Below are 23956 nucleotides of genomic sequence, written 5' to 3' on the forward strand. Positions count from 1 at the left end.
GTCCCCATTGTGCGGGGCACTTCTGACAGTCCGGTGCGCACCCGCCGTATTGCGTCATGCGCGACGGGCCGAAACCCCCGGATCAGACCCCGGTCGGCCGGCTGCGCACGTGCACGACGTCGCCCGCCGACACCACGCTCTCGAACTCGTCGTCCTGCACGACCACGAGGCGGCCGTCGGGATCGATGCGCTGCGCGCGGCCCCACAGCGTCGCGCCGTCGGGCAGCGACACGGCGACGTCGCTACCGAGGGTGCTGCACAGCGCCTCCACCTCGGCGACCACGCCGGCTGCCGCGGCATCCCCGCCCGCGGCGGCGAGCGCCCGCAGCTGCTCGTCGAAGGCCGACAGGTAGTCGGCGAGGAGCCGATCGTCGTCGCACGTGAGACCGGCAGCGGCGAACGAGGTCGCCGTGTCGACCGGGAGGTCGACCCGCGGCATCCGCGTGTTCACGCCCGATCCGACGACGACGATGTCGGGGTGTCCCGGGACGACTTCGGCCAGGATGCCGCACACCTTCGCGCCGTCGAGCAGCACGTCGTTCGGCCACTTGAGCGTCGCCGAGTGGACGGTGCCGGCGAGCTGCGCCGCGATCGCACGCGTCATCGCGGCCCCCGCCAGGAGCGGGATCCATCCCCGTGCCGCGACCGGGATCGCGGCGGCGTCGATCACCACCGACACCGCCAGCGCCGAGCCCGGCGGCGTCACCCACGTGCGATCGAGCCGCCCTCGTCCGGCGCGCTGGTCGTCGGTGAGCAGCAGCGACAGGTGCGGCCAGTCGTGCGGCGCGTCGACGACGTGGCGTACGACGTCGGCGTTCGTGGAATCGGTGGACTCGACCACCTGCACGCGCGGGCTCACGGCGGCGGCGAGCGGATACCCCTCTGGCGAGATCGACATGGCCTCACGCTACGCCGTCACCATGAGGCGCAGGGGATGAACAGCGGATGCCGCGACCCCTTGTACGAACCCTCCAACAGATCGCGGAAGGCCGCCGATAGGGTGGAATCCGTGACCGAGCAGCCCGACCTCTCGACGACCGCCGGCAAGATCGCCGACCTCCGCGCCCGCTTCCAGGAGGCCGTCCTCGATCCCGAGGAGGTCGCCAAGGAGAAGCAGCACGCGAAAGGCAAGGGCACCGCGCGCGAGCGCATCGATCAGCTGCTCGACACCGGCAGCTTCGTCGAGCTCGACGAGTACGTGCGTCACCGCACCACCGCTTTCGGCATGGACCGCTCGCGTCCCTACGGCGACTCGGTCGTCACCGGCGTCGGCACGATCCACGGCCGAACCGTCGCGGTGTACTCGCAGGACTTCTCCACCTTCGGCGGCTCGCTCGGCGAGGTCGCCGGCGAGAAGATCATCAAGGTCATGGAGTTCGCGCTGAGAAGCGGCATCCCGATCGTCGGGATCCTCGACTCCGGCGGCGCGCGCATCCAGGAGGGCGTGGTCGCCCTCGGCAAGTACGGCGAGATCTTCCGCCTGAACACGCGCGCCTCGGGCGTCATCCCGCAGATCTCGATCATCATGGGCCCGGCCGCGGGCGGCGCGGTGTACTCCCCCGCCCTCACCGACTTCGTCGTGATGGTCGACAAGACCAGCCAGATGTTCGTCACCGGCCCCGACGTGATCAAGACCGTGACCGGCGAGGACGTCGGCATGGAGGAGCTCGGCGGTGCGCACACGCACAACACCCGCTCGGGCGTCGCGCACTACCTCGCCGAAGACGAGGAGGACGCGATCGACTACGTCCGCACGATGCTCGGCTTCCTTCCCGACAACAACATGGCGGAGCTTCCCGTCTACGAGACCGGGTTCGAGTTCGAGACGACGGATGCCGACCGCGCGCTGAACGCGATCATCCCGGACTCGCCGAACCAGCCGTACGACATCCACCAGGTGATCCGCGGCATCGTCGACGCCGAGGACTTCCTCGAGGTGCAGCCGCTCTTCGCGCCGAACATCGTGATCGGCTTCGGCCGCATCGAGGGCCGCTCGGTCGGCATCATCGCCAACCAGCCGTCGCAGATGGCCGGCACGCTCAACATCGAGGCCGGCGAGAAGGCCAGCCGCTTCGTGCGGTTCTGCGACGCGTTCTCGATTCCCATCGTCACGCTCGTCGACGTGCCGGGCTACCTCCCGGGCACCGACCAGGAGTGGACGGGCGTCATCCGCCGCGGCGCGAAGCTCCTCTACGCCTACGCCGAGGCCACCGTGCCGCTCGTGACCGTCATCCTCCGCAAGGCGTACGGCGGCGCGTACATCGTCATGGGCTCCAAGCAGCTCGGTGCCGACGTCAACCTCGCGTGGCCGACGGCGGAGATCGCGGTGATGGGCGGCCAGGGCGCGGTCAACATCCTCTACCGCGGCGAGATCAAGCGCGCCGAGGAGGCGGGCGAAGACGTGGCGGCAGTGCGGACGCGCCTGGCCAACGAGTACACCTACAACGTCGCCTCGCCGTTCCTCGCGGCCGAACGCGGCGAGCTCGACGGCATCATCGAACCGGCGGCGACCCGCGTCTCCATCGCCAAGGCGCTGCGCGCGCTGCGCGGCAAGCGCGCGAGCCTGCCGCCCAAGAAGCACGGGAACATCCCGCTGTGAGCATCGCCGACGACGGGACGGATGCAGACGGCGTCACGATCGACGTCCTCCGGGGCACGCCCACGGAGGAGGAGCTCGCGGCGCTCCTCGCCGTCGTGAGCGAGGCATACACCGGGGAAGCCGCCGAGGCGGTCGCCCCGGACGAGATCCGGCGGAGCGCCTGGTCGCTCTCGCAGCGCGACCTGCGCCGCCCGCTCGACCGGGAGCTCGGCTGGGGACGATTCGGCTGAGCGACGACGGCCGGCACGGCCGCGTTTTGTCCCCCGAAATACCTACAGACACCGACCTTGCGACCTGGAGATACTTGTCTCGCTGGAACGCTTCTGCGTTCGGCCGATCCGGCTCCGCACTGCGGATCCCCGGGTCCGGCCATGCGGACGGTTTTCGGGTAACCGTCCGCCAGGCGAGGGGCGGGCGGCTTCGCCGCCCCTCGCCTCCTTCATCCCCGTTCCCCGCCTGGTGTCCCCTCCCCCTACTGGGCGGGGAGCGAGCCTGCCCGCCGACAGCCGCGGTCGCGGCATCCGTCACCCGCTGTGGCGACCGAGTCCGCGCACGGGCGGAGTCCGCAGAGGCGCCGCGGTCAGCCCCGGCCTGGATGGGGGATCTCGCGCCAGAGGTCGACCGCGTCCTCGTCGCTCGGGGCGCCCACTGACGTCGACCGCCCCACGACGGTCACGGCGATCCGCTCGTCCGGCGACGTGCGGATGTAGAGCCGGTCGGAGCTCGCCGAACGCAGCGCCTCGGCGAGCTGCGCGCGGATGACGCCCAGCGTCTCGTCGTCGACGCCCTCCAGGCCGCCCTCGTCGAGCACGGTGACGTTGGCGCCGCGCCGGCGTGCGCGCTCGAGCTCGGCGCGCACCTCGTCGTCGAGCAGCCGCGGACCGCGCATCTCGTCGCGCAGGCGCCCCTCGGCGATGCGCGCCTCGAGCCGATCGGCGTCGGTCAGCACGCCGGCGTGGGCGACGGTGCGCGTGAGCACCGGTCCGGCCACGGCGAGCGCCCGCTGCACCTGCACGCGCCGCTCGCGCTGGCGCACGACCTGCGCGGTCTGCCACCCGGTGGCGGCGCGCTGCAGCCGCGTGAGCCGCGAGGTGTCGCGAGCGGCGCGGTCCATCGACAGTACGAGCAGCTGCGCACACGCCACCCACACGATCGAGCCGACGAGCCCGAGTGCGAGCGCGGTGACGGGCCCCATCCAGATCATCGACGCGACGGTCAGCGCCACGATCCCCGACCACGCCGTCCACGGCCGCCGCCGCACCATCACGATGGTCATCAGCGCACCGATGCCGCCCAGGTACCAGGTGGCGAACGGGGCGGTGCGCGAGGCCGCTCCGACGGCGATCGAGACGGCGCTGGGAACGATCACGGCGCACGCCAGCGCCAGCAGCTGCGCGATGACCGGCAGCGGAAGCGGACCGCGGATGCCGTCGACCGGTGCCTGCGCGGCGTCGTCGGGGTGGCCCGCCGGAGCCTCGTGATGCGGGACCGCGGGATGCGCGACCGCTCGGACCGAAGCGGGCTCCCAGAAGATGCAGAGCCACGTGGTCGCGAGGTAGAGCGCGAGCGTCGTGACGACGATGAGGGGCTGCGGCACCGGCGCGGTCCACGACAGGCCGCGCGCCGCGAGGTAGGCCGTGAACGCCACGGCGAGCACGATCAGGACGTTCTTGACGCTGATCACGCCGGCGGCTCCTGCCAGTCCAGGCGCACCACCGTGCCGTGCGGCCCCGTCTCGAGGTCGGCCTTGCCGCCGACGGCCGCGACGCGCGCCACGATCGACGCGCGGATGCCCAGGCGGTCGTCGGGCACGGCTTCCAGATCGAATCCCTCGCCGGCGTCGTGCACCTCCACGCGAACACGTCCGCCGACCGCCGTCACCGCGACGCCGAGCCCTGCGCCGCCGGCGTGCTGGACGGCGTTGGCGACGGCCTGCGTCGCGGCGAGGGCCAGGGCGCGGGCCACGCGGCCGGGGATCGGGGTGCCGTGCGGGTCGATGTCGCGCTGGACGTCGACGTCGACGCCGAGCTCACTGGCCGCCTCGGCGATCGCGGCCGCCACGGCCGCGGCATCCCACGGCTCGTCCGTGCCCTCGTGCGCGTCCTGCTCGGTGTTGGCCAGCCGTGTCAGCGCTTCACGCGCCATCGTCGCCGCCAGCGTGCGCTCGCGAGGCGTGCCGGCTCGCTCGGCGGCGATGAGCGCGGCGAGCACGCTGTCGTGCATGAGCGCGGCCACGGCGACGCGTTCCTGCTCCGCGGCGTCCGCGGCCGCCGCCTTGGCGTACGAGGCGACCGCCCGCGCGCGTGTCTCGTCGACGTTCACCGCCATGGAGCGGAACAGCCAGCCGAGGGTCAGGATGACCCCGCCGAGGATGAGGGCGAACGACACGTCCAGCCCGACCGCCACCCAGTACTCCTGCGCGAAGCCGACCTGCACGAGACGGACCAGCCCGAAGAGCACGGGTGCGAGGATCGTCCATACGATCTGCAGGGGGAACGGGAACGCCAGCACCGCGGCGAGCGTCGCGAGGTTGAGGAGATACCAGATCCACGGTTCGTCGAGCGCGTCCGGCGGAACCCCCGCCGTGGCGATCGGCCATGCCACCAGCGCGAGCACGTAGACGAAGGCGAAGACGCCGGCGGCCGCCCGCACCCCGCGGCCGATGACGCACGCGAGGATCATCACCGCGAGCGAGCCGAACACCGAGATCATCAGGCCGGCGTGCCAGCCCGGTCGCTCGTCGGTGGAGCCGAGCGCCGTCAGAAACGCCTGCAGCCCCACGATGACCGAGCCGAGCCCGCCGGCCACGAGCGAGATGATGCGCTCGACGCGCGAGCGCGTGAATGAGCCGATCCCCGCGGTCGCCTGGGGCGAGTGCGGGATCTGGGCCCACGCGGTGTCGAGCACCGCGGTCTGCCCGTCACCGGCCACGCGTGATGTCTCCCGCGTCCGCCGACGGTTCGACGAGGATCCCGTCCTCGACGGCCCGATGCAGCAGGTCGATCTTGGTCGGTGCCGGCCGGCCGACCTCCACGTACTTCACCCGGATGCGCGTGATGTTCTCCTTCGCGGTGGAGTACGCCACCCCGAGCCGGTCGGCGACCACCTTGAGCGGCAGCCCGGCCGCGTAGAGCCGCAGCACGTCGCGCTCGCGCGCCGACAGCGACGCGTCGGCGAACGCCCGGTCGCCCTCGACCGCGCTCGCCCACTCGACGTTGTTGAGCGGCTCACCCCGTGCCACGGTGCGCACCGCCGAGATCACGTCGCCGATCGGCGACGACTTGCTCACGACGCCGGCCGCGCCGGCGGCGAGCGCTTCGCGGACGGCCGCCGGGCGGTCGGCGACGCTGTGGATGATCACGCTCGACCCGTCGAGCACGAGCCGCCGCACGTTCTCGGTGACGGTCGTGCCGTCGCCGAGCGTCAGATCGAGCACGACCACGTCGGCGGGAGACTGCCGCGAGAACGCGCGCCAATCGAGGTACTCGGTGACCGTGCTGCCCGAGAACACGACGTTCATGGACTCGGCGCGCGCGCACGCGGCTTCGAGACCGAGCCGCACCGACTCGTGGTCGTCGATGAAGGCCACCCGCGTCATGCCGTCAGCCTAGCGACGTGCGGCGCTCCGGGTCAGGACGGCCACGGCTTCGACGTGATGAGAGCTCGGGAAGAGGTCGAGGGCGTCGACGCGCGCGACCTCGTATCCCCCGGTGCGGAACGTGGCGATGTCGCGGGCGAGCGCCACCGGGTCGCAGGCGACGTACGCCACGGTCGCCGGCGACAGCGACACGATGCTCTCGACCACCTCGCGTCCGGCTCCCGAGCGGGGCGGGTCGAGCAGCACGACCCCCCGCGAGAGCCGCTCGCGCTCGGTGGCGGATGCCTCGGCAGCCAGCCGCGCCAGCCACCGGTCGACGCGCCCGGTCTCGGCGCGCGCCCCGACCCACTCGGCCAGATTCTCGCCCGCGTGGTCGGTCGCGCGGGCGTCGGACTCGACGCTGGTGACGCGCGTGGACGGCCCGCCGAGATCGCCGAGCGTCGCCGCGAACAGGCCCACGCCGCCGTAGAGGTCGAGGTGCCACGCGTCGGGATCCACGGCCGGACCGTCGCCGGCCTGGCCGCGGAGGGCCGCGGCCACGGCGGCTGTCAGCGTGTGGGCCGCGAGTCGGTGCACCTGCCAGAACCCGCCGGCGTCCACCTGGAAGTCGCGGCCGTCGACGCGCTCGACGACCACCTCGGGCGCGGGCGCCTTGCCCGCCGGCCTGCCAGGACGCCGCCCGGGCGCGGGCCGACCCCGGCCGCCGCGGGGAACGGCAGGGCGCGACGTCTGCGGGCGAGGCAGCACGCGCACGCGGCCGTCGGCCGGCTGCACGAGATCGATGCGGCCCGGTTCGCCGCCGCGGAGCTCCAGCGCTGCGCGTTCGACCTCGGCCGTCGCGAGCGGCAGGTCTTCGAGCGGGACGACGCGGTGGCTGCGCGCGGCGTACTGGCCGACGTTGCCCTCCGCGTCGACGTGCAGGCTCACGCGGGTGCGCCAGCCGGTGCCGTCGACGGTCTCCTCGTCGAGCGGCTCGAGCTCGTCGGACAGGGTCGGAGCGGCCTCCGAGATCGTCGCGGCGGGCACCTCGATGCCGCCGAACCGGTGCAGCGCGTCGAGGAGCACCTCCAGCTTGAGCCGCCGCTGGTGCGCGAGGGAGATGTGGCCGAAATCAGCCCCGCCGGGGCGCTGCTCGGGCGGCACGTCGACGTCGGCCTGCCGCCACACGTGCAGCTGGCGGTGCGGCGACGCCTCCAGCACCTCGAGCGTCTCGGCGCGCCAGAACGACTTCTTCGCGGTGTCGGTGAGCCGCACGCGGACCCGCTCGCCGGGGATCGTGTCGGGCACGAACACGACGCGTCCTTCATGCCGGGCGACGAACACCCCGCCGTGGGCGACGCCCGTGATGTCGAGGTCGAGGATGTCGCCGGTTCCACTCACCCGACGAGCCTACGCGCCGTGGGTACGGTGGAGCCATGCGCGTCTGCCTTGCCTCGACCTCGCCCGCCCGGCTCATGCTGCTGGGGCAGTTCGGCATCCGTCCCCTCACGCTCGCCCCTGATGTCGACGAGGAGGCGGTGATCGCCGCGGTCGAGGCCGCCGAAGAGCGCACGCTCGCCCCCGACGAGCACGTGCTCCTCCTCGCGCGCCGCAAGGCGGCCGACGTGGCCGCGCGCCTGCGCGACGACATCCCCGGCTTCGACGGCATCGTGATCGGCGGCGATTCGATGTTCGAGCTCGACGGCGAGGTGCTCGGCAAGCCCTACACGCCCGAGAACGCGGTCGCGCGCTGGCGCGCGATGCGCGGGCGCACCGGCGTGCTGCACTCCGGCCACGCCGTGGTGCGCATCGCCCCCGACGCGCCGCCGCGCGAGGTGCACGCGACGGCTGCGGCATCCGTCTCGTTCGCGGCGGATGTGACGGATGCCGAGATCGAGGCGTACGTCGCGACCGGCGAGCCGCTGCACGTGGCCGGCGCCTTCACGGTCGACAGCCTGGGGGGCGCGTTCATCGAGCGCGTGGAGGGCGACCCCTCCACCGTGGTCGGCATGTCGGTGTCGACGCTGCGCCGCCTCGTGCGCGAGGTCGGCGTGGACTGGGCGGCGCTGTGGAACTCCACCGACCCGTCCCTCGGGTCCCCGGAGAGCTAGGGCAAACGACCCCAGATGGCCGCCCTTCGGGTCGGATGTCGGCGCTCGCGCTTGTAGTAGGAAGCCCACGTTTCTCGTCGGTTCTTGTACGAACCGCTCAAAAGCCCTACGGATGCCGTCGGTAGGCTGACATCCATGCCTCAGATCGCCAAGGTTCTCGTTGCCAACCGCGGCGAGATCGCCGTCCGCGTCATCCGCGCCGCCCGCGACGCGGGAAAGTCCTCGGTCGCCGTCTACGCCGACCAGGACCGTGACGCGATGCACTCCCGGCTCGCCGACGAGGCATACGCTCTCGAGGGCTCGACGAGCGCCGAGACCTATCTGTCCATCGACAAGATCCTCTCGGTCGCCCGCCGGTCGGGCGCCGACGCCGTCCACCCGGGCTACGGGTTCCTCGCCGAGAACGCCGACTTCGCGCGTGCGGTCATCGGCGCCGGCCTCGTCTGGATCGGCCCCTCGCCCGAGGCGATCGAGGCCCTCGGCGACAAGGTGACCGCCCGCGCGGTCGCCGAGAAGGTGGGCGCCCCGCTCGCCCCGGGCACGCCCGGCCCGGTCGCGGGCGCCGACGAGGTCGTCGCGTTCGCCGAGTCGGTCGGTCTTCCCATCGCCATCAAGGCCGCGTACGGCGGCGGCGGCCGCGGCCTCAAGGTCGCCCGCACGCTCGACGAGGTGCCCGAGCTCTTCGAATCGGCCACCCGCGAGGCGATCACGGCGTTCGGCCGCGGCGAGTGCTTCGTCGAGAAGTACCTCGACAAGCCGCGCCACGTCGAGACCCAGTGCCTGGCGGATGCCGCGGGCAACGTGGTCGTGATCTCGACGCGCGACTGCTCACTGCAGCGCCGCCACCAGAAGCTCGTGGAAGAGGCGCCCGCGCCGTTCCTCAGCGACGAGCAGAACCGCGTGCTGTACGAGGCGTCCAAGGCGATCCTCAAGGAGGTCGGCTACGTCGGCGCGGGAACCTGCGAATTCCTCATCGGCGCCGACGGCACGATCTCGTTCCTCGAGGTGAACACCCGCCTCCAGGTCGAGCACCCCGTGTCGGAGGAGGTCACGGGCATCGACCTGGTGCGCGAGCAGTTCCGCCTCGCCGAGGGCGAGGAGCTGGGCTACGACGACCCCGTGGCCGACGGGCACTCGATCGAGTTCCGCATCAACGGCGAAGACCCGGGTCGCGGGTTCCTCCCCCAGCCCGGCCCGATCCATGTGTTCAAGACGTTCGGCGGTCCCGGCATCCGTCTCGACTCGGGCGTCACCGCCGGCGACAGCGTCTCCGGAGCCTTCGACTCCCTGCTGGCGAAGATCATCGTCACCGGCCGCGATCGCGCCGAGGCGCTCGAGCGCTCGCGGCGCGCCCTCGACGAGTTCGAGGTGTCTGGTCTGCCGACGGTGCTCCCGTTCCACCGCGCCGTCGTGCGCGACCCCGCCTTCACCGCCGAGGACGGCCGGTTCGGCGTCTACACGCGGTGGATCGAGACCGAGTTCGTGAACGACATCGCCCCGTGGGACGGTGAGCTCAGCGAGACCGCCCCCGCCGAAGCGCGTCACACCGTCGTCGTCGAGGTGGCCGGCAAGCGCCTCGAGGTGAGCCTGCCCGACCGCGTCGTGGCCGCCCCCGGCGTCGCCGGACGCCCGGCCGCGGTCCCGCCGTCGCGCCGCTCGCACGCCCCGTCGGTGGTCGCGGGCGCCTCGGGCGACGCCGTGAAGTCGCCGATGCAGGCGACCGTCGTCAAGGTCGCCGTCGAGGAGGGCCAGCAGGTCGTGAAGGGCGACCTCGTCGTGGTGCTCGAGGCCATGAAGATGGAGCAGCCCATCCAGGCCCACAAGGACGGCGTCATCGGCGGCATCAACGCCGACCCCGGCACCACCGTGTCGGCCGGCCACCAGCTCCTCACCATCTCCTGACGCGGACGGATGCCTCGCCCCGAGGCATCCGTCGTTCATCCCTCCTCCCGCCTGCCGGGCTCCTACTTCGCCGACGACGCGGTTTCTCGGCGAGCGACCGCGCTTTCGGCGCCGACGACGGGGTTCTTCGCCGAGTGACCGCGATCTCGACGGCTTGGGACGCACGCGGCAGGATGGCGGCATGGCCTCCCCTCCTGACGCGGGCGATCCCGAGGTGTCGGCGCTCGCGATCAACGTCGTGATCCCACCCGAGCTGCGCTGGACAGACGTGCGGCGCGGCGAGGAGTTCGAGCTGCATTCGCTCACCGTGCGCCTGCTGCCCGACCGCTCCGTCGCGGTCAAGGCGTACGGCCGCCCGACCGCGGGCGGACGCGGCGCTTACGTGTCGTTCGCGATGCCCGACCGACCGGAGCTGCGTGCCCTGGTGGACGCCGCCGCGAACCGCGCCGCAGCGCTCTGGGCCGCCAACACCGGCCTCACCTGACGTCACCGCAACATCGCCCACAACGCGGTTACTCGGCGAACAACCACGACCTCGGCGGCGACAACCGGGTATCTCGCCGAGTATCCGCGATCTCGACAGCACTTGGCGGCACGGCGCGGCGCGGGCGCGGGGGCGCGGGGGCGCGGGCGCGCGGGCGGGGGTGCGGGGACGAGCAGCGGGACGGATGCCGCGGGTCGCGGCATCCGTCTTCCGCGCGGGGTCAGCCGCCGTAGACGTTGTGGTCGACGACGTGCATCGCGCGCGCGGCGTCGGTGATGCTGCCCGAGAGCGACGGGTAGACCGCGAAGACGCGCGAGACCTGGTCGACCGTCAGCCGGCGTTCGACCGCGATGGCGATCGGGTAGATGAGCTCGGAGGCGCGGGGGCCGACGATGACGCCGCCGATGACGGTGCCGCTGCCTTCGCGGGCGATGAGCTTGACGAAGCCGTCCTTGATGCCCATCATCTTGGCGCGGGCGTTGGCCGCGAGCGGCATCTTGTACACGACGCCGTTGATGTGACCGTCGGTGATGTCGTTCTCCTGCCAGCCGATCGTCGCGATCTCGGGCGCGGTGAAGATGTTCGAGGTGATGCGGCGACGCTCGAGCGGGATCACGATGTCGCCGAGGGCGTGGAAGATCGCGGTGCGGCCCTGCATCGAGGCGACCGACGCCAGCGGCACGAAGGTGGTGCAGTCGCCGGCCGCGTAGATGTTGGGCACGGACGTGCGGGCGACGCGGTTCACCTGGATGTGGCCGGAGTCGGTCATCTGGACGCCCGCTTGCTCGAGGCCGATGCCGGCCGTGTTGGGGATGGAGCCGACCGCCACGAGGCAGTGGCTGCCCTCGACGGTGCGCCCGTCCGACAGGGTGACCACGACGCCGTCGCCGGTGTTCTCGACCCGGTCGGCACGCGACTTCGACAGAAGCTTCATACCGCCGCGCTTGAAGACGCGCTCGAGCACCGCTGCGGCGTCCTTGTCCTCGCCGGGCAGCACCTGATCGCGGCTCGAGACGAGCGTGACCTTCGCGCCGAGGTTCATGTAGGCGCCGGCGAACTCGGCGCCCGTCACGCCCGAGCCGACGACGATGAGGTGCTCGGGCAGCGCCGTCATGTTGTAGAGCTGGGTCCACGTGAGGATGCGCTCGCCGTCGGGCTTGGCGTGCGGCAGCTCGCGCGGCGACGACCCGGTCGAGACGACGAGGGTGTCGGCCTCGATGCGGTCGAAGTCCGTGCCGCCCACGCCGGTCGACACGACGACGGCGTTGTCGCCCTCGAGGCGCCCGTGGCCCGAGATGATGCGCACGCCCGCTTCGGCGAGCGAGGCCCGCATGTCGTCGGACTGCTGCCGCGCGAGCGCCAGGAGGCGCTTGTTCACGGCGGTGAGGTTGATCGCGATCTCGGGCTTCAGCGGCTTGCCGTCCTTGCCCTTCGCGAACAGCTGCACCCCCAGATCGCCGGCGCCGGAGATCGCGACGGCCGCGTCGGCGGTGGCGATGAGCGACTTCGACGGGACGACGTCGGTGATGACGGCCGATCCGCCGATGCCCGCGCGTTCGACCACCGTCACCTCGGCTCCGAGCTGGGCGGCGGCCAGCGCCGCTTCGTAGCCTCCGGGTCCGCCGCCGAGGATGGCCACGCTCTGGGTGGTCTCGAAGCTGATCGACATGGATTCCATTCTTCCCTGCCGGATGCCGCGGGCACGACACGCGCGCGACACACGGTCCCGCCGACAGGGCTCGCTGGCCCTCCTGCCCGCCGGTTCCTAAAGTGGTGACATGTCTGACACCACCGCCAATCCTCTCGACGACCCCACGGCAGACCCCTTCGCGGTCGCCGCCGCCGCCGCGGAGGACATCGCCCGCATCACCGGGGTCGAGCGTCACGACGTGGCACTGACGCTCGGCAGCGGCTGGGGGGCGGCAGCGGACCTGCTCGGCGAGACCACCTCGACCTTCCCCGCCACCGAGGTGACGGGATTCAGCTCCCCGGCGCTCGCCGGCCACGTCGGCACCCTGCGGAGCGTCGTCACCCCGAAGGGCCGCCGCGTGCTCGTGATCGGCGCACGCACCCACTACTACGAGGGCCACGGCGTGCGCCGCGTGGTGCACAGCGTGCGCACCGCCGCCGCCGCGGGCGTTCGCACCATGGTGCTCACGAACGGCGCGGGCGGCATCAAGCACTCGTGGACCCCCGGCCGCCCGGTGCTCATCAGCGACCACATCAACCTCACGGGCGACACCCCCCTCGAGGGCGCGACCTTCATCGACCTCACCGACCTCTACTCGATGCGCCTGCGCGACCTTGCACGCTCGATCGATCCGAGCCTGGACGAGGGCGTCTACTGCCAGTTCCGCGGCCCGCAGTACGAGACGCCGGCCGAGGTGCAGATGGTGAAGACCTTCGGCGGCCACATCGTCGGCATGTCGACAGCGCTCGAGGCGATCGCCGCACGCCAGGCGGGCATGGAGATCCTCGGCTTCTCGCTCATCACGAACATGGCGGCGGGCATCCAGAAGACCCCGCTCAGCCACCAGGAGGTGATCGACGCCGGCCGCGAGGCCGAGCCGGTCATCTCGTCGCTGCTGGCCCGCGTGATCGGGGCGCTGTGAACGGCCCGGAGGTTCCGGCGGCGAGGCCGGACGTCCAGGAGCCGGCGCCCGACGAGGTGCCGACCGGCGCGGATGCCGCAGCCGAGGTGCTCTCGCGCGCGCACGCGTGGCTGGCGCAGGATCCCGACGGTGAGACCCGCGCCGAGCTGCGCGCGCTGATCGAGGCGGCGGAATCGGGCGACAACGCTGCGGCCGATGAGCTCGCCGACCGCTTCTCGGCCCGCCTCGCGTTCGGCACGGCGGGGCTGCGCGGGGCGCTCGGCGCCGGCAGCAACCGGATGAACCGCGTTCTGGTCGCCCAGGCCGCGGCCGGCCTCGCGGCATACGTGCGCGAGAGCGCCGGGCTGCCGCCGGTCGGTCCGGACGCGCCGGCCACCGAGTCGGCGCGCGACGAGCGCGCATCGGCACGGCACGACGCCGAGGACGACGCGGCGATCGTCGCGTCGACGGATGCCGTGCCCGAGCGCTCCGCTGCCGAAGGCGCGGGCGGCGAGACGGACGCCTCGCAGGGTGAGCCCGCGCCTGTCGCCTCGCAGGGTGAGCCCGCGCGCGACGCCTCGGGGGACGACTCCTCGGCACCCGAGCGCGACGGCGTGGCCGACGCACCCCCGGCCGACGCCTCCGGGGAGGACGGCGCCGGGGACGGCGACGGCGCCCGAGACGGCGACGGCGCCGGGGTCGAGGCATCCGACGACTCCCCCCTGTCGGAGCCGTCGGCGCCCGAGCTCACCGAGACCCCGTCGGCGGACGCGCTCGAGGCCGAGGGTCCGGAGGTGCCGGGCATCCTGGACGACGCGCCGATCGTCGTGATCGGGTACGACGGACGACGCAACTCCGACGTGTTCGCGCGCGACTCCGCCGAGATCTTCGCCGGCGCGGGGCTGCGCGCGATCCTGATGCCGCGCCTCCTGCCGACGCCCGTGCTGGCCTTCGCGGTCCGTCACTTCGGCGCGGCCGCCGGCGTCATGGTCACCGCGAGCCACAACCCGCCCGACGACAACGGGTACAAGGTCTACCTCGGCGGCGCCGACGACGGCTCGCAGATCGTTTCGCCCGCCGACGCCGAGATCGCGGCGCACATCACCCGCGTCGCGGACGCCGGCGACATCAGCACCCTGCCCCGGTCGCTGGGCTTCGAGCTCGCGACCGAGGAGGTGGTCGACGCCTACATCGCCGCGACCGCCGCGGTCGCGCCCGCCCCCACCGGGGCGGAGGGCCTCACGTGGGTCTACACCGCCATGCACGGCGTGGGCTGGGAGACGTTCTCGCGGATCCTCGAGGCCGCCGGCTACCCGGCGCCCGTGCCGGTCACGGCACAGCTCGAGCCCGACGGCGCGTTCCCGACCGTGGCGTTCCCGAACCCCGAAGAGCCGGGGGCGATGGACCTGGCGTTCGAGGCTGCTCGTGACGCAGGCGTCGACCTCGTGATCGCGAACGACCCGGACGCGGACCGTCTGGCGGTGGCACTTCCGGACGACGCCGTCGACGGCGGATGGCGACGGCTCACCGGCAACGAGATCGGACTGCTGCTGGGCTGGCGGGCCGCGCGCCTCGCGACGGCGAAGGGCGCGGCGCCCGGCGCCTCGCTCGCGTGCTCGCTCGTGTCGTCTCCCGGTCTGCAGACGGTCGCCGAGCACTACGGTCTCGACTTCCACGCCACACTCACCGGCTTCAAATGGATCTCGCGTGCGCCGGGCATGGTCTTCGGCTTCGAGGAGGCCCTCGGCTACCTCGTGAACCCCGGCACGGTGCGCGACAAGGACGGGATCTCGGCGGCCGTCGCGATCCTCGGGATGGTGTCCGAGGCCCGTGAGCGCGGTGCGACGCTCGCCGACCTGCTGGTCGAGTTCGACCAGCAGTTCGGCTCCTTCGCGAGCGATCAGGTGTCGGTGCGCGTCGACGATGTGTCGCAGATCAGCGACCTCATGGCGGCGCTGCGGTCGCGGCATCCGGAATCCGTCGGGAATGTCGCGGTGGAACGCGTGGACGACCTGCTCGGCGGCTTCGGCGACCTGCCGCCCGGCGACGTGCTGCGACTGTGGCTGGTCGACGGCTCGCGCGTGATCGTGCGGCCGAGCGGCACCGAGCCGAAGCTGAAGCTCTACCTCGACGTGCGGGGCGACGATCGCGACGACGCCGTGGTGCGCATCCGGGCGCTCGCCGACGGCGCCCGCGCGCTGCTCGCCGAGTACGGCGGCTGAGGGCCTGCGAGGGGTCGGGCGCGCCGTGCGTGTCCGACCCCCGTGCTAGAGTCGGCTCGCGATATATCGCGAGCCTCGCTGTGATCCGGCGGTTCGCGGGTGCGCACGGGGGCGTGGACACGAGGAGCGATGATGAGCGGCGCGCGCGAGCAGGATCGAACGGATGCCGAGACCCCGGCGCCGCCGCCCGCCCCGGGCTCCGCGCTCGGTGCCGCGAGCCTGGCGGGCGCCGAGCCGTCGGCGAGCGAGACCGGCGACAGGCCCGCGGATCCGGCGGAGCCCGCCGATCCGCCCCGCTGGATGCGGAACGTCGTCCTCTTCCTGGGCGGTCAGACGGTCAGCCTGTTCGGGTCGATGCTCGTGCAGTACGCCGTGTTCTGGTACCTCACCATCACGTATCAGTCCGGCATGATCATGACGCTCGCGGCGCTGTTCGGATTCCTCCCGCAGGCGGTCGTGTCGATCTTCGGCGGCGTGTGGGCCGACCGCCACAACCGCAAGTACCTCATCATGGGCGCCGATGCCGCGATCGCCGCGGCGACGCTGGCGCTCGCGCTGATCATGATGACCGGCTACGACGCCGTGTGGCTGCTGTTCGTGGCGATGGCGGTCCGCTCGGCAGGCGCCGGCATCCAGATGCCGGCGGTCTCGGCGCTCATCCCGCAGATCGTCCCCACCCGCAACCTGATCCGCGTGAACGGCATCAACGGCTCGATCCAGTCCGCGATGGCCCTCCTCGCACCCGCTGCGGCGGGTGCGCTGTACGCGTGGGCCTCGGCGGCATCGGGCGGAACGGCCGCCTCGCTCATCCCGATCTTCTTCATCGACGTGGTGACCGCGGTCATCGGCATCGGCATCCTCGCGTTCATCCCGGTGGCGACGCTGCGGCGCGCCGCCGACGCGCACACGGGGTACTTCGCCGACCTCGTCGACGGCGTGCGGTACATCGTGCACCACGCGTTCGTGCGCTGGCTGCTGGTGCTGTACGCGATCATCTTCCTGCTGACGGTCGCCCCGTCCAACCTCACCCCGCTGATGCTGGTGCGCTCCTTCCCGGCGGGCGAGGCGCAGGATGTCGTGAACCTGGCGGTGCTCGAGATCGCGTTCAGCATCGGCATGGTGCTCGGCGGCATCCTCGTGGCGTCCTTCTTCGCCAAGCGCAGCCGGATCGGGCTCATCGTGGTGTCGTCGCTGGTCTTCGGCGTCCTGTCGATCGGGCTGGGCCTGTCGCCGAACGTCTGGGTCTTCTTCGGCTTCATGTTCCTCGTGGGCCTCGCGGTGCCGTTCTTCTCCACGCCGTCGATGACCCTGCTCCAGGAGACGATCGAGCCGGAGCGGCAGGGCCGTGTCTTCGGGTTCGTCGGGATCGTGATGGCCGTGGCGATGCCCATCGGCATGGTGGTGTTCGGCCCGCTTGCCGACCTGGTGCCGATCGAGGTGCTCCTCATCGCGGCCGGCCTGCTGACGTTCGTCGTGGTCGGCCTCGCGGTCTGGCTGCCGGCGGGCCGGCGCGCGGTCGTCGCCGCTCGTCACGCGGCCGAGGTCGCCGAGAAGGATCCCGGTGCGGCGGCCGCGGTGGTCGAGGCCGACATGCACGCCAAGGACTCCTGACCCGTCGCCGCCGGCGTCCGCTGGGCGGGCGCCGACGTTCTACGCTCGGAGGATGCTCCTCACCTCCCCCGCCACCCTCGAGAACGCCTACGTGCGCCTCGAACCGCTCGCCCCCGACCACGAGGACGACCTGGCCGCCGCGGCGACCGGTCTCGAGCACACCTGGTACACGTCGGTGCCCCGACCCGAGGGGGTCGCCGCCGACATCGCGCGGCGGCTGGCGTGGCGCGACGAGGGACACATGAACCCGTGGGCGGTGCGCCGCCTCGACACCGGGAAGGTCATCGGCACGACCACCTTCTGCAACATCGACCAGGCCAACCGCCACGTCGAGATCGGCCACACCTGGATCGGGCTGGAGGCGCAGCGCACGGCGGTGAACACCGCGTCGAAGCTGCTGCTGCTCGGCCACGCGTTCGAGCAGTGCGATGCGATCGCGGTCGAGTTCCGCACGCACTGGCACAACCGCCAGTCCCGCGCGGCGATCGCGCGCCTGGGCGCCAAGCAGGACGGCGTGCTGCGCAACCACCGCCTGGGGCCAGACGGCACCCTCCGCGACACCGTGGTCTTCTCGATCCTCCCCTCGGAGTGGCCGGCGGTGCGCCTCGACCTGACCGAGCGCCTCGCGCGCGGCTGACGGATGCCGCGGCTCAGCCGTCGATGACCGCGACGAGCTCGTCGAGGAAGGCGTTGAAGTCGGTGCCGCGGCGCACGATCCGCTGCACGCTGTCGCGCTCGCTGAAGACCTCGACGAACTGCTCGAACACCGTCTGGAACGCCTCGCGATCGGTCTCGGAGAACGCCACGAGCGCCACGACCTGCACGCGGCCGTCGCCCCACGGGATCGACGGGTCGGCGATGCCGATGGCGATGGCCGTGCGGGATGCCGTCATCTCGAGCGCGTGCGGCACGGCCAGGGCATCGGTGAACGCCGTGGACGACAGGCGCTCGCGCTCGATCGTGCGCTCGACGTAGTCGGCGTCGATCACCCCGCGGTCGCGGAGCAGGGCGCCGAGCGTACGGATGACGCCTTCTTCGCCCGCGGCGTCGTCGAGCCCGCGTGCGAAGGCCGAGGGCTCGAAGTACCGCTCGAGCTCCGCGCGCAGGCGGGCGAGTCGCCGCGTGCGGCGGATTCGCCCGGCCGCGGCCTGCACCCGCTCGACGTCGGGGTCGGTGAGGAAGGGCTGGATCCGCACGATCCTGTCGCCGGACGCCGGCGGGTCGATGGTGGTCAGCACGAGGTCGGTGTCGATCGAGGCCCAGTCGGGATCGACCCGCGTCTCGACGCCCACCACCTCGATCGCCTGCCCGAGCGAGCGGTCGACGCTCGAGCGCAGCAGCTCGTGCAGGTCGTAGTAGCCGGGGCAGACGATCGTCGCGGTCAGCAGCTGATCGGCGCGGCGGCTGCGCTCGAGCCGGCCGCCGACGTGCATGGCGATGTAGGCGATCTCGTCGTCGGGCAGCGGGATGCCGAGTCGCTGCTGCAGACGGCTCGCGATGAACACCGCCACCTCGAAGATCATCGGGTACGTCGACTTGAGCGAGCGCGTGAGCGGGTTGCGCGACCACGCCTGCTCACGGGCGCGGTGCAGCAGGTTCTGGACGTGCAGCGCGAGGCGCGCGATGAAGTCCTCGTGAGCGATGTCGACGAGGAACTCCTCGGCGGCCGCGGTCACGACCTCGCGGACGACCCCGTGCACCTCGGGGTCGAGGCTGGAAGGAGCGGTGACGGATGCCGCGCCCGCCGGTGCGTCCGGAGCGACGACGCGCGTCAGCACCAGGGTCGCGAGGTGCTGCAGGTCGGCGCTGCCGAGCCGCACGTCGAGGTGGCGCTCGGAGAGCTCCTCGATGATCTCCGCCACCTGGGTCTGGGTCGGGCGCTGTGCCGCCGCTCCGCCCTCGGCGCCTGCGGCATCCAGCGGGCGATCCCGGGCGGTGCGGTCGGCGGCGATCGCGATGTGCATCACGACGTCGGCGATGCCGAACTCGTTGACGAACCAGCCGAGCTGCCCCAGGCGCGCCACGAGCTCGGTCTTGAACGGGCCGAAGGCACGCGCGCCGACGGAGCCTTCGCCGAGGGTGCGCCGCAGAGCCGCGAGGTCGAAGGATCCGGCATCCATCTCGTCGTGCGCGAGCGTGCTCAGCAGCCGCCGCTGCGCCCCCTCGGTGCCGCGCAGCCGGGCCCGCGACGCCGAGCGCTCCAACGTCAGCTCGGTGCCGCCGAGCAGTCCGCGCACGCGGGCCAGGTCGGCGTCGAGCGTCGCCGGCGACACGTGGAGCGCGTCGGCGGTCTCGAACACGTCGACGCCGTCCGGGGCGTCGAGCAGGGTGCGCACCAGGGTGTGGAGCCGGTCGCGGGGCGTGCCGACGTCGCTGCCGGCGCGCAGGGCGGCTGCGGCATCCGTCCCCGCACGATAGCCCTGCGGACCCGATTCGACCGCGGTGCCGGGAGTGACGCGGGCGTTCGCCGCGGTGACGTACGAGCGGATGCTGCGCGGCGTCACGCCCAGGGAGTCGGCCAGAGCGGCCGCCGTCACCCAGTCGCCGTCGCGCAGGAGCAGTCCGAGCACGCGATCTTGCCGGGCTCGGGTCACGCGTCCAGTCAACCACGCGGGTGACGTGCGGGGTGGTCCGGATGCCGCTCGGCGGTTCGTCTCGCGGGGTTCTCGCCCGCTCGGCGGCCGTGGTGCGGACGCCCTGAGGCGGCGCCGTTTCCGCCCCCGCGGAAGAAGGAGTGGTTGTCCCCTCCCAGCGTTCTCACAAGAATGGCGGAAAGAGGAGGCGGATCGATGAGGATCCTGGTGGTCTGCGGAGCGGGTGCCTCGAGCACCTTCGTCGCACAGCGTGTGCGTCACGCGGCCCACGCAGAGGGACTCGACTACTCCGCCTTCGCCGGCACCGAGCAGTCGCTTCCGATCGACCTCGATGCCGCCGACGTCGTGCTGGTCGGTCCGCACCTCGGTCATGCGCTCGCCCGCATCGAACGAGACGCCGCCGCCCGCGGCACGACGGTGGTGCTGCTGCCCCCCGACATCTTCGGAGACCGGGACGGCACACGGACACTCGCGCTGGTCCACGCCGCGACCGGGAGCCCCGGGGGGCCGCTCCCGGCCGCGGACGCGGCGCCGGCCGAGAATCCCCCGCCCATCTCCGAACCGCCGGCCTAGACAGAGACGACCAGACAGAGAGGTCACGACATGCCACCCATCTCCCGCACCGTCCGGATCGGATCGGCGCACGGGCTGCACGCGCGCCCGGCGAAGCTGTTCGCCCAGGCGGCGAAGGATGCCGGCATCCCGGTCACCATCGCGAAAGACGCGGGGGGCCCGGTGAACGCCGCCAGCATCCTGGGCGTGATCGCGCTCGGCGTCGAACAGGGCGACTACGTGACCCTCACCGCCGACGGCGACGGCGCCGAGTCGACGCTCGACAAGCTCGCCGAACTGCTCACCACCGACCACGACGCGGAGGCCTGAAGATGACCGAGCAGCTGGTATCGCGCGAGCTGAGGGGCGTCGGAATCGGGCTGGGCGTCGCCCAGGGTCCTGTCGCGCGCATGGCGGAGCCGGCGCCCGCGCCGTCGGACGCGCCGAGCACGCTGAGCATCGACGAGGAGAAGGCGCGGGTGACGGATGCCGTCGCCGCCGTCGCGCGCGAGCTCGAGTCCCGCGGCCTGCAGGCCGGCGGCGCCGCGCAGGAGGTGCTCGAGGCCCAGGCGATGATGGCCGAGGATCCGACGCTCGCCGACGAGGTCGGTGCCCGCCTGGAGAAGGGCAAGACCGGCGAGTTCGCGGTGTTCGACGCGTTCGCCTCGTTCCGCGACCAGCTGACGGCGCTCGGCGGCTACCTCGGCGAGCGCGCGGCCGACCTCGACGACGTCGCCCAGCGCGTCATCGCGCGGCTGCGCGGGGTCGCGGCTCCGGGGGTGCCCGACCCGGGGCATCCGTTCGTCCTCGTCGCGAAGGATCTCGCGCCGGCCGACACCGCCCTCCTCGACCTCGACAAGGTGCTGGCGCTCGTCACCACCGAGGGCGGCCCGACCTCGCACACCGCGATCCTCGCGCGCGAGAAGTCGATCGTCGCGATCGTCGGCGCGGTGGACGCCACGGGGCTCCGCGACGGCGAGACGGTGATCGTGGATGCCGCCGCCGGCGTGGTCACCACGGAGCCGACGCCTCAGGAGCTCGAGCGGGCGCAGAACCGCGCCGACGCACGTGCCGCCGCGGCATCCGCCCCCATCACCGACGGGGCGCTCGCCGACGGCACGGCCGTGCCGCTGCTCGCGAACCTCGGCAACCCCGAGGGCGCGACGGACGCCGTCGCGCTCGGCGCCGAGGGCGTCGGGCTCTTCCGCACCGAGTTCCTGTTCCTGAGCTCCAACCAGGCGCCCACCGTGGAGCAGCAGCGCGAGGCGTACACGAAGCTGCTCGCCGCCTTCCCGGGCAAGAAGGTCGTCGTGCGGGTGCTCGACGCCGGAGCCGACAAGCCGCTCGCGTTCCTCAACGACGCGCACGAGGAGAACCCGGCGCTCGGTCTCCGCGGCATCCGCGCCCTGCGCGCGAGCGAAGACATCCTGCGCGAGCAGCTCACGGCGCTGGCCGAGGCGGATGCCGCGACCTCCGCCGACCTGTGGGTGATGGCGCCGATGATCGCCACGGTCGAGGAGACGCACTACTTCACGGCCCTCGCGCGCGACTACGGCATCAAGACCGCCGGCGTCATGGTCGAGGTGCCGTCGTCGGCGCTGCTCGCCGACCGCATCCTCGTGGACGCCGACTTCGCCTCGATCGGCACCAACGACCTCACGCAGTACACGCTGGCCGCCGACCGCCTGCTCGGGTCGGTCGCGTCGTTCCAGGATCCGTGGCACCCCGCGGTGCTGCGCCTGATCCGCGAGGTCGGCGACGCCGGCCGCGCGAACGGCAAGCCGGTCGGCATCTGCGGCGAGGCGGCAGCGGATCCGCTGCTCGCCGTCGTGCTCGTGGGCCTCGGCGCCACGAGCCTGTCCATGGCGCCCACGGCCCTCGCCGACGTGCGCGCCACTCTGCTCCAGCACACCCTCGATCAGGCGCGCGACATCGCCTCGGCCGCCCTCGCCGCGAACGACGCGGCATCCGCCCGATCCGCTGCCCAGCAGGCGGCCACCCGATAGGCCGCTGCGGCGGCCGGCACACCCACACACAAGGGAGACAGTGAAATGACAACGGCGTCAGTGCCCGCATCGGGCACCAGCAGGGCGCGGGTCGGAGTCCAGCGCTTCGGCACGTTCCTCTCCGGCATGATCATGCCGAACATCCCCGCGCTGATCGCGTGGGGCATCTTCACGGCGTTCTTCATCGACGTCGGATGGACTCCGAACGCGGATCTCGCGACGATCGTCGGGCCGTTCATCCACTACCTGCTGCCGATCCTGATCGCGTACACGGGCGGCAGCATCGTGTACGGGGTGCGCGGCGGCGTCGTCGCCTCCATCGGCACGATGGGCGCGATCGCGGGCTCCGACCTGCTGGTCGCCCGGTTCAACGAGGGTCTCGCCGAAGGCGCCGCCCCGCTGAACCAAGTGCACATGTTCATCGGCGCGATGATCATGGCTCCGCTCGCGGCTTACACGATGAAGTGGCTCGACAGTCTGTGGGAGGGCAAGATCAAGGCGGGCTTCGAGATGCTCGTCAACATGTTCTCGGCGGGCATCTGGGGCTTCGTCATGGCGATCGTGGGCTTCTACCCCATCGCCTGGGTGGTCAACGAGATCATGCGGGCACTCGGTCTCGCCGTGAACTGGCTCGTGGAGCTGAACCTGCTGCCGCTCACCAGCATCCTGATCGAGCCGGCGAAGGTGTTCTTCCTCAACAACGCCATCAACCACGGCGTGCTCACGCCGCTGGGTATCGCCGAGGCCTCGGAGGAGGGCTCGTCGATCCTGTTCCTGCTCGAGGCGAACCCCGGACCGGGCGTCGGCCTGCTGCTGGCCTTCACCTTCTTCGGGCTCGGCGCGGCGCGCGCGTCGGCCCCCGGCGCCGCGGTGATCCAGTTCTTCGGCGGCATCCACGAGGTGTACTTCCCGTACGCCCTCATGAAGCCGATCCTGATCCTCGCGCTCATCGCCGGCGGCATGACCGGTGTCACCACCAACATGCTGCTCGGCGGTGCGCTGCGGGCCCCAGCCGCCCCGGGCAGCATCATCGCGGTGCTCCTCCAGACGGCACCGGGCGCCTACTTCGCGGTGATCCTGTCGGTCGTGCTGTCGGCGACCGTGACGTTCCTCATCGCCATGGTCATCCTCCGAGCCTCGCGCAAGCGGGACCTCGAGGCGATGGCGGCGACCGATGACGCGTTCGGCGCGGCGATCACGCAGACCGCCGCGGCCAAGGGGAAGTCCTCGTCGCACCTCGACGGCCTTCGCGGCGGAGCCGCGACGGGTGCCGACGCGGGCATCGAGCCGGCGACCATGACCGAGCGCGAGATCAAGAGCATCGTGTTCGCGTGCGACGCCGGCATGGGCTCCTCCGCGATGGGTGCGAGCGTGCTGCGCAACAAGATCAAGAAGGCGGGCATCGAAGACGTCACGGTCACCAACAAGGCGATCGCCGCCCTCGACCCGTCGGCCGATCTGGTCATCACGCAGAACCAGCTCACCGACCGCGCGCGGGCGAAGACGCCGAACTCGGTGCACGTCTCGGTCGACAACTTCATGAACTCGCCGCGCTACGACGAGGTCGTGGACCTGGTGCGCGCCCAGCATGAGGATGGGGCGTAGCTGACGGCGATGGGGCCGGGCGGCGCACGCGCCTCCGGTCCCATCGCTCGCCACCCGGCCGCGGCGCAGGCCGCGGCATGCGTCCCCTGATGACACGAGCGA

General features: G+C 72.2%; 20 protein-coding genes. 13 read left to right on the forward strand and 7 right to left on the reverse strand.

The features are described 5' to 3' along the window. Positions 1-82: 82 nt before the first annotated feature. On the reverse strand, positions 83-898 hold the full coding sequence (locus tag IM770_RS07985) for a biotin--[acetyl-CoA-carboxylase] ligase (protein WP_203580599.1): 816 nt from the start codon (positions 896-898) through the stop codon (positions 83-85). 111 nt (positions 899-1009) lie between these two features. Here IM770_RS07985 and IM770_RS07990 point away from each other — a divergent pair, with 111 nt between their 5' ends. Both IM770_RS07990 and IM770_RS17905 read left to right on the forward strand, forming a co-directional pair. Then, entirely contained in the window at positions 1010-2599 is a 1590-nt protein-coding gene (locus tag IM770_RS07990) for an acyl-CoA carboxylase subunit beta (protein WP_372430663.1), read from the forward strand. After that, complete coding sequence (locus IM770_RS17905; RefSeq protein ID WP_203580601.1) at positions 2596-2829, forward strand: acyl-CoA carboxylase subunit epsilon; 234 nt, start codon at positions 2596-2598, stop codon at positions 2827-2829. Before IM770_RS07990 ends, IM770_RS17905 begins: the two co-directional genes overlap by 4 nt. 350 nt (positions 2830-3179) lie before the next feature. Here the strand turns inward: IM770_RS17905 and IM770_RS08000 are convergent, their stop codons facing one another. The 4 genes from IM770_RS08000 to IM770_RS08015 are packed head-to-tail and all read right to left on the reverse strand — an operon-like array spanning position 3180 to position 7577. Continuing rightward, positions 3180-4283: a hypothetical protein gene (locus IM770_RS08000; RefSeq protein WP_203580602.1), complete on the reverse strand. Its 1104-nt coding sequence runs from the start codon at positions 4281-4283 to the stop codon at positions 3180-3182. After that, positions 4280-5530, reverse strand: coding sequence for an ATP-binding protein (locus tag IM770_RS08005; protein WP_203580603.1), 1251 nt, complete (start codon positions 5528-5530; stop codon positions 4280-4282). Before IM770_RS08005 ends, IM770_RS08000 begins: the two co-directional genes overlap by 4 nt. Beyond that, positions 5520-6197 (reverse strand): response regulator transcription factor, encoded by a 678-nt coding sequence (locus IM770_RS08010; protein WP_203580604.1) that lies wholly within the window; start codon positions 6195-6197, stop codon positions 5520-5522. Before IM770_RS08010 ends, IM770_RS08005 begins: the two co-directional genes overlap by 11 nt. A 9-nt stretch (positions 6198-6206) precedes the next feature. Further along, on the reverse strand, positions 6207-7577 hold the full coding sequence (locus tag IM770_RS08015) for a class I SAM-dependent RNA methyltransferase (RefSeq protein WP_203580605.1): 1371 nt from the start codon (positions 7575-7577) through the stop codon (positions 6207-6209). A gap of 35 nt (positions 7578-7612) precedes the next feature. On the opposite strand from IM770_RS08015, the gene IM770_RS08020 reads away from it, so the two are divergent. The 3 genes from IM770_RS08020 (at position 7613) to IM770_RS08030 (ending at position 10673) form a co-directional block, all read left to right on the forward strand. Next, positions 7613-8287, forward strand: a complete 675-nt coding sequence (locus IM770_RS08020) for a Maf family protein (protein WP_203580606.1) — start codon at positions 7613-7615, stop codon at positions 8285-8287. A 135-nt stretch (positions 8288-8422) separates the two neighbouring features. After that, entirely contained in the window at positions 8423-10189 is a 1767-nt protein-coding gene (locus IM770_RS08025; RefSeq protein ID WP_203580607.1) for an acetyl/propionyl/methylcrotonyl-CoA carboxylase subunit alpha, read from the forward strand. 181 nt (positions 10190-10370) lie between these two features. Continuing rightward, a complete protein-coding gene (locus IM770_RS08030) occupies positions 10371-10673 on the forward strand; it encodes a hypothetical protein (protein WP_203580608.1) in 303 nt (100 codons plus the stop codon). 220 nt (positions 10674-10893) lie between these two features. Here IM770_RS08030 and IM770_RS08035 read toward each other — a convergent pair whose 3' ends face one another. Then, positions 10894-12351: an NAD(P)H-quinone dehydrogenase gene (locus IM770_RS08035; protein WP_203580609.1), complete on the reverse strand. Its 1458-nt coding sequence runs from the start codon at positions 12349-12351 to the stop codon at positions 10894-10896. 100 nt (positions 12352-12451) lie between these two features. Here IM770_RS08035 and IM770_RS08040 point away from each other — a divergent pair, with 100 nt between their 5' ends. The 4 genes from IM770_RS08040 to IM770_RS08055 all read left to right on the forward strand — a co-directional run bounded on the left by IM770_RS08040 (position 12452) and on the right by IM770_RS08055 (position 17734). Next, positions 12452-13285 (forward strand): purine-nucleoside phosphorylase, encoded by an 834-nt coding sequence (locus IM770_RS08040; RefSeq protein WP_203580610.1) that lies wholly within the window; start codon positions 12452-12454, stop codon positions 13283-13285. A 56-nt stretch (positions 13286-13341) separates the two neighbouring features. Then, positions 13342-15486 (forward strand): phospho-sugar mutase, encoded by a 2145-nt coding sequence (locus IM770_RS08045; protein ID WP_307785406.1) that lies wholly within the window; start codon positions 13342-13344, stop codon positions 15484-15486. A gap of 132 nt (positions 15487-15618) precedes the next feature. Then, positions 15619-17097, forward strand: coding sequence for an MFS transporter (locus IM770_RS08050; protein WP_239065909.1), 1479 nt, complete (start codon positions 15619-15621; stop codon positions 17095-17097). Between the two features lie 52 nt (positions 17098-17149). Beyond that, on the forward strand, positions 17150-17734 hold the full coding sequence (locus tag IM770_RS08055; RefSeq protein WP_203580611.1) for a GNAT family N-acetyltransferase: 585 nt from the start codon (positions 17150-17152) through the stop codon (positions 17732-17734). Positions 17735-17747: 13 nt separating this feature from the next. On the opposite strand, the gene IM770_RS08060 is transcribed toward IM770_RS08055, so the two are convergent. Next, positions 17748-19691, reverse strand: a complete 1944-nt coding sequence (locus tag IM770_RS08060; RefSeq protein ID WP_203580612.1) for a BglG family transcription antiterminator — start codon at positions 19689-19691, stop codon at positions 17748-17750. A 195-nt stretch (positions 19692-19886) separates the two neighbouring features. Between IM770_RS08060 and IM770_RS08065 the strand changes: the two genes are divergently transcribed. From IM770_RS08065 to IM770_RS08080, 4 genes are read left to right on the forward strand one after another with little or no spacing between them, the layout of a single operon-like run. Then, a complete protein-coding gene (locus IM770_RS08065; RefSeq protein ID WP_203580613.1) occupies positions 19887-20264 on the forward strand; it encodes a PTS sugar transporter subunit IIB in 378 nt (125 codons plus the stop codon). A gap of 30 nt (positions 20265-20294) precedes the next feature. After that, positions 20295-20573, forward strand: coding sequence for an HPr family phosphocarrier protein (locus IM770_RS08070; RefSeq protein WP_203580614.1), 279 nt, complete (start codon positions 20295-20297; stop codon positions 20571-20573). A 2-nt stretch (positions 20574-20575) separates the two neighbouring features. Continuing rightward, positions 20576-22249, forward strand: coding sequence for a phosphoenolpyruvate--protein phosphotransferase (gene ptsP / locus IM770_RS08075; protein ID WP_203580615.1), 1674 nt, complete (start codon positions 20576-20578; stop codon positions 22247-22249). Positions 22250-22294: 45 nt separating this feature from the next. After that, positions 22295-23854: a PTS mannitol transporter subunit IIBC gene (locus tag IM770_RS08080; protein WP_203580616.1), complete on the forward strand. Its 1560-nt coding sequence runs from the start codon at positions 22295-22297 to the stop codon at positions 23852-23854. The last annotated feature ends 102 nt before the right edge of the window (positions 23855-23956 follow it).

This window comes from Microbacterium hibisci (genome assembly GCF_015278255.1).
GTDB lineage: Bacteria > Actinomycetota > Actinomycetes > Actinomycetales > Microbacteriaceae > Microbacterium > Microbacterium hibisci.

Coding starts and splice junctions, on each gene's coding strand:
- IM770_RS07985 (WP_203580599.1), bottom strand. CDS start 898: ATGTCGATCTCGCCAGAGGGGTATCCGCTCGCCGCCGCCGTGAGCCCG.
- IM770_RS08020 (WP_203580606.1), top strand. CDS start 7,613: ATGCGCGTCTGCCTTGCCTCGACCTCGCCCGCCCGGCTCATGCTGCTG.
- IM770_RS08065 (WP_203580613.1), top strand. CDS start 19,887: ATGAGGATCCTGGTGGTCTGCGGAGCGGGTGCCTCGAGCACCTTCGTC.
- ptsP (WP_203580615.1), top strand. CDS start 20,576: ATGACCGAGCAGCTGGTATCGCGCGAGCTGAGGGGCGTCGGAATCGGG.
- IM770_RS08050 (WP_239065909.1), top strand. CDS start 15,619: ATGAGCGGCGCGCGCGAGCAGGATCGAACGGATGCCGAGACCCCGGCG.
- IM770_RS08010 (WP_203580604.1), bottom strand. CDS start 6,197: ATGACGCGGGTGGCCTTCATCGACGACCACGAGTCGGTGCGGCTCGGT.
- IM770_RS08035 (WP_203580609.1), bottom strand. CDS start 12,351: ATGGAATCCATGTCGATCAGCTTCGAGACCACCCAGAGCGTGGCCATC.
- IM770_RS08040 (WP_203580610.1), top strand. CDS start 12,452: ATGTCTGACACCACCGCCAATCCTCTCGACGACCCCACGGCAGACCCC.
- IM770_RS08070 (WP_203580614.1), top strand. CDS start 20,295: ATGCCACCCATCTCCCGCACCGTCCGGATCGGATCGGCGCACGGGCTG.
- IM770_RS08080 (WP_203580616.1), top strand. CDS start 22,295: ATGACAACGGCGTCAGTGCCCGCATCGGGCACCAGCAGGGCGCGGGTC.
- IM770_RS08055 (WP_203580611.1), top strand. CDS start 17,150: ATGCTCCTCACCTCCCCCGCCACCCTCGAGAACGCCTACGTGCGCCTC.
- IM770_RS08030 (WP_203580608.1), top strand. CDS start 10,371: ATGGCCTCCCCTCCTGACGCGGGCGATCCCGAGGTGTCGGCGCTCGCG.
- IM770_RS08025 (WP_203580607.1), top strand. CDS start 8,423: ATGCCTCAGATCGCCAAGGTTCTCGTTGCCAACCGCGGCGAGATCGCC.